Source organism: Eoetvoesiella caeni (assembly GCF_003315175.1).
Taxonomy (GTDB): domain Bacteria; phylum Pseudomonadota; class Gammaproteobacteria; order Burkholderiales; family Burkholderiaceae_B; genus Eoetvoesia; species Eoetvoesia caeni.
Window position 1 is genome coordinate 1 of the sequence record NZ_QNRQ01000031.1, and the last position, 5,688, is coordinate 5,688.

Annotated in this window: 2 tRNA genes and 3 rRNA genes; all 5 read left to right on the forward strand. The window is 52.5% G+C overall.

Going from position 1 to position 5,688, the window contains the following annotated elements:
* Window positions 1-243: 243 nt before the first annotated feature.
* A 16S ribosomal RNA gene (locus DFR37_RS22500) occupies window positions 244-1,774 on the forward strand.
* 91 nt (window positions 1,775-1,865) lie between these two features.
* Window positions 1,866-1,942, forward strand: a tRNA-Ile gene (locus DFR37_RS22505).
* Between the two features lie 19 nt (window positions 1,943-1,961).
* Window positions 1,962-2,037: transfer RNA gene (locus DFR37_RS22510), tRNA-Ala, on the forward strand.
* A 423-nt stretch (window positions 2,038-2,460) separates the two neighbouring features.
* Window positions 2,461-5,348 (forward strand): 23S ribosomal RNA (locus tag DFR37_RS22515).
* Window positions 5,349-5,547: 199 nt separating this feature from the next.
* Window positions 5,548-5,660, forward strand: a 5S ribosomal RNA gene (gene rrf / locus DFR37_RS22520).
* Together the 16S, 23S and 5S rRNA genes with 2 tRNA genes alongside form the textbook arrangement of a ribosomal RNA operon.
* The last annotated feature ends 28 nt before the right edge of the window (window positions 5,661-5,688 follow it).

Here is a 5,688-nt window from a genome sequence, read left to right on the forward strand (position 1 = left end):
TGTTTTATGTCATTGCTCTTTAACAACGAAACAACCGATAAGTGTGGGCGCTTGGAATGCGTGAAGCCACCCTTCTCACGAAGGGGTGCTAAATAGTTATTCTAGTGCTCGCACAAATGAAGAAGTCAAGTTTTTATGGAAATAGAAACCTGCTTTTTCTTTGAGTGATCGCGACGTATGACCGACGTATCGGCGGGGTTAAAGCCAAGGGTACGGAAGAAAATACGATGTAAAACAGAGATTAAACTGAAGAGTTTGATCCTGGCTCAGATTGAACGCTAGCGGGATGCTTTACACATGCAAGTCGAACGGCAGCACGGACTTCGGTCTGGTGGCGAGTGGCGAACGGGTGAGTAATGTATCGGAACGTGCCTAGTAGCGGGGGATAACTACGCGAAAGCGTGGCTAATACCGCATACGCCCTACGGGGGAAAGGGGGGGATCGCAAGACCTCTCACTATTAGAGCGGCCGATATCGGATTAGCTAGTTGGTAGGGTAAAGGCCTACCAAGGCAGTGATCCGTAGCTGGTTTGAGAGGACGACCAGCCACACTGGGACTGAGACACGGCCCAGACTCCTACGGGAGGCAGCAGTGGGGAATTTTGGACAATGGGGGAAACCCTGATCCAGCCATCCCGCGTGTGCGATGAAGGCCTTCGGGTTGTAAAGCACTTTTGGCAGGGAAGAAACGGCGCCGGATAATACCTGGCGTCACTGACGGTACCTGCAGAATAAGCACCGGCTAACTACGTGCCAGCAGCCGCGGTAATACGTAGGGTGCAAGCGTTAATCGGAATTACTGGGCGTAAAGCGTGCGCAGGCGGTTTGGAAAGAAAGGTGTGAAATCCCAGAGCTTAACTTTGGAACTGCACTTTTAACTGCCAAGCTAGAGTATGTCAGAGGGGGGTAGAATTCCACGTGTAGCAGTGAAATGCGTAGAGATGTGGAGGAATACCGATGGCGAAGGCAGCCCCCTGGGATAATACTGACGCTCATGCACGAAAGCGTGGGGAGCAAACAGGATTAGATACCCTGGTAGTCCACGCCCTAAACGATGTCAACTAGCTGTTGGGGCCTTCGGGCCTTAGTAGCGCAGCTAACGCGTGAAGTTGACCGCCTGGGGAGTACGGTCGCAAGATTAAAACTCAAAGGAATTGACGGGGACCCGCACAAGCGGTGGATGATGTGGATTAATTCGATGCAACGCGAAAAACCTTACCTACCCTTGACATGTCTGGAATCCCGAAGAGATTTGGGAGTGCTCGCAAGAGAACCGGAACACAGGTGCTGCATGGCTGTCGTCAGCTCGTGTCGTGAGATGTTGGGTTAAGTCCCGCAACGAGCGCAACCCTTGTCATTAGTTGCTACGAAAGGGCACTCTAATGAGACTGCCGGTGACAAACCGGAGGAAGGTGGGGATGACGTCAAGTCCTCATGGCCCTTATGGGTAGGGCTTCACACGTCATACAATGGTCGGGACAGAGGGTTGCCAACCCGCGAGGGGGAGCCAATCTCAGAAACCCGATCGTAGTCCGGATTGGAGTCTGCAACTCGACTCCATGAAGTCGGAATCGCTAGTAATCGCGGATCAGCATGTCGCGGTGAATACGTTCCCGGGTCTTGTACACACCGCCCGTCACACCATGGGAGTGGGTTTCACCAGAAGTAGGTAGCCTAACCGCAAGGGGGGCGCTTACCACGGTGGGATTCATGACTGGGGTGAAGTCGTAACAAGGTAGCCGTATCGGAAGGTGCGGCTGGATCACCTCCTTTAAGAGCATAGGTTTCACAAAGCGTAAGCGTCCACGCTTATCGGTTGTTAGCAGTCACATGACATGGTTACCCATCGCAACGGCACGAGTTTGGGTCAGTAGCTCAGTCGGTTAGAGCACCGTCTTGATAAGGCGGGGGTCGTTGGTTCGATTCCAACTTGACCCACCACGGTTTTTACGAAAGATTGGGGGGATTAGCTCAGCTGGGAGAGCACCTGCTTTGCAAGCAGGGGGTCGTCGGTTCGATCCCGTCATCCTCCACCATTTCTGCTGGGGCGCCGCCAGGCGCTGAGGGCGGAAGCGGGGCGATGGGGAAATCGCAGGGGGTTCAACGCGGGGATATCGGTTGGGTTGGTTTTTGTCATGGCGTCAAGTACAACGCAGAGCATCGTAGGCAGTTTGCCGTACGGGGTTGTGCGTTGATCTTAACGGATCGGCGACTGTTTTATTCGTTCTTTAACAATCTGGAAGAAGCACAACAATAAAGTAATTATGGTGTGCACAAACGAGCGACGCATTTCGATGTGGTCGAAACCGGTGTGTGTACGATAACTACGGGTTGTGATTGCATACAAACAAATTTGTTCAAATAGTTCTCAAACAAGGTGCGCGAGCACGTTGGCTTTGAAATGATGAACGGCACTTTTAACAACGCGAACTCAAGTTCTATAACCTATAACGTTATAGGATCAAGCGACTAAGTGCACATGGTGGATGCCTTGGCGATCACAGGCGATGAAGGACGTGGTAGCCTGCGAAATGCTGCGGGGAGCTGGCAAACAAGCTTTGATCCGCAGATGTCCGAATGGGGAAACCCACTCCCGTAAGGGAGTATCCCACACTGAATACATAGGTGTGTGGAAGCGAACCGGGTGAACTGAAACATCTCAGTAGCTCGAGGAAAAGAAATCAACCGAGATTCCGAAAGTAGCGGCGAGCGAAATCGGAACAGCCTTGACGTTTTAGCAGATTGGATAGTCGAACGGAATGGAAAGTCCGGCCGTAGCAGGTGATAGCCCTGTAGACGAAATTCAACTTGTGGAACTAGGCGTCAGACAAGTAGGGCGGGACACGTGAAATCCTGTCTGAACATGGGGGGACCATCCTCCAAGGCTAAATACTCGTGATCGACCGATAGTGAACCAGTACCGTGAGGGAAAGGCGAAAAGAACCCCGGAAGGGGAGTGAAATAGATCCTGAAACCGTGTGCATACAAACAGTAGGAGCGGACTTGTTCCGTGACTGCGTACCTTTTGTATAATGGGTCAGCGACTTACATTCAGTGGCAAGCTTAACCGAATAGGGAAGGCGTAGCGAAAGCGAGTCCGAATAGGGCGATTCAGTCGCTGGGTGTAGACCCGAAACCAGGCGATCTATCCATGGCCAGGTTGAAGGCACGGTAACACGTGCTGGAGGACCGAACCCACTAATGTTGAAAAATTAGGGGATGAGCTGTGGATAGGGGTGAAAGGCTAAACAAGCCTGGAAATAGCTGGTTCTCTCCGAAAACTATTTAGGTAGTGCCTCATGTGATTACTGCTGGGGGTAGAGCACTGTTATAGCTAGGGGGTCATGGCGACTTACCAACCTATGGCAAACTCCGAATACCGGCAAGTACAGCGTGGGAGTCAGAGCACCGGGTGCTAACGTCCGGACTCAAGAGGGAAACAACCCAGACCGCCAGCTAAGGTCCCAAACTATGGCTAAGTGGGAAACGAAGTGGGAAGGCATAGACAGTCAGGAGGTTGGCTTAGAAGCAGCCATCCTTTAAAGAAAGCGTAATAGCTCACTGATCGAGTCGTCCTGCGCGGAAGATGTAACGGGGCTAAGCCATAGACCGAAGCTGCGGATGTGCGTCTTTTAGGCGTACGTGGTAGGAGAGCGTTCTGTAAGCCTGTGAAGGTCACTTGAGAAGGTGGCTGGAGGTATCAGAAGTGCGAATGCTGACATGAGTAGCGATAAAGGGGGTGAAAAGCCCCCTCGCCGTAAGTCCAAGGTTTCCTGCGCAACGTTCATCGGCGCAGGGTGAGTCGGCCCCTAAGGCGAGGCAGAGATGCGTAGCTGATGGGAAGCTGGTTAATATTCCAGCACCATTGTTAAATGCGATGGGGGGACGGATTGCGAAAGATCATCGGAGTGTTGGATGTCTCCGTTGCTGCACTATAGAAGGCGCTTAGGTAAATCCGGGCGCGCAATTCAAGGGTGTGGCTGAATAGGGCTTAGGCCTTAAACTGATTGGAAGTGGTCCCAAGAAAAGCCTCTAAGCTTCAGTTTAACAAGACCGTACCGCAAACCGACACAGGTGGACGGGATGAATATTCCAAGGCGCTTGAGAGAACTCAGGAGAAGGAACTCGGCAAATTGATACCGTAACTTCGGGAGAAGGTATACCCCGGTAGTGTGAAGGGCCTGCGCCCTGAGCATGAAGGGGTCACAGAGAATCGGTGGCTGCGACTGTTTATTAAAAACACAGCACTCTGCAAACACGAAAGTGGACGTATAGGGTGTGACGCCTGCCCGGTGCCGGAAGGTTAAGTGATGGGGTGCAAGCTCTTGATCGAAGCCCCGGTAAACGGCGGCCGTAACTATAACGGTCCTAAGGTAGCGAAATTCCTTGTCGGGTAAGTTCCGACCTGCACGAATGGCGTAACGATGGCCACACTGTCTCCTCCTGAGACTCAGCGAAGTTGAAGTGTTTGTGATGATGCAATCTCCCCGCGGCTAGACGGAAAGACCCCATGAACCTTTACTGTAGCTTTGCATTGAACTGTGAACCGGCCTGTGTAGGATAGGTGGGAGGCGTTGAAGCGTGATCGCTAGATTGCGTGGAGCCAACCTTGAAATACCACCCTGGTTTGTTTGCGGTTCTAACCTTGGCCCGTTATCCGGGTTGGGGACAGTGCATGGTGGGCAGTTTGACTGGGGCGGTCTCCTCCTAAAGTGTAACGGAGGAGTTCGAAGGTACGCTAGGTACGGTCGGAAATCGTGCTGATAGTGCAATGGCATAAGCGTGCTTGACTGTGAGACTGACACGTCGAACAGGTGCGAAAGCAGGACATAGTGATCCGGTGGTTCTGAATGGAAGGGCCATCGCTCAACGGATAAAAGGTACTCTGGGGATAACAGGCTGATACCGCCCAAGAGTTCATATCGACGGCGGTGTTTGGCACCTCGATGTCGGCTCATCTCATCCTGGGGCTGTAGCCGGTCCCAAGGGTATGGCTGTTCGCCATTTAAAGAGGTACGTGAGCTGGGTTTAAAACGTCGTGAGACAGTTTGGTCCCTATCTGCCGTGGGCGTTGGATACTTGACGGAGCCTGCTCCTAGTACGAGAGGACCGGAGTGGACGTACCGCTGGTGTATCGGTTGTCATGCCAATGGCATTGCCGAGTAGCTACGTACGGAAGAGATAACCGCTGAAGGCATCTAAGCGGGAAACTCGTCTGAAGATTAGGTATCCCGGGGGCTAGACCCCCCTGAAGGGTCGTTCGAGACCAGGACGTTGATAGGTCAGGTGTGTAAGCGCAGTAATGCGTTCAGCTAACTGATACTAATTGCCCGTGCGGCTTGATCCTATAACCTTGTAGGTTACGTTGGTTCAAGTGTCGTTCAAACAAATTAAAGCCGTGTCGTGAGGACCCCGACACGCACCCGTGCTGACTTAGGTCAGTACCCATCGCGGCCCGTAGCGTCTAAACGCCATCTTTACCGCCTTGTTGCGCTTCTTCTCAGATTCGTTGGTCAGAACTTAGTTCTTGCCAACACCCGGTTACGCTTGACGACCATAGCAAGGTGGTCCCACCCCTTCCCATCCCGAACAGGACCGTGAAACGCCTTTGCGCCGATGATAGTTGATTAACGTCTGTGAAAGTAGGTCATCGTCAGGCTCTTATCCCTCAAAACCCCTCAACCCAC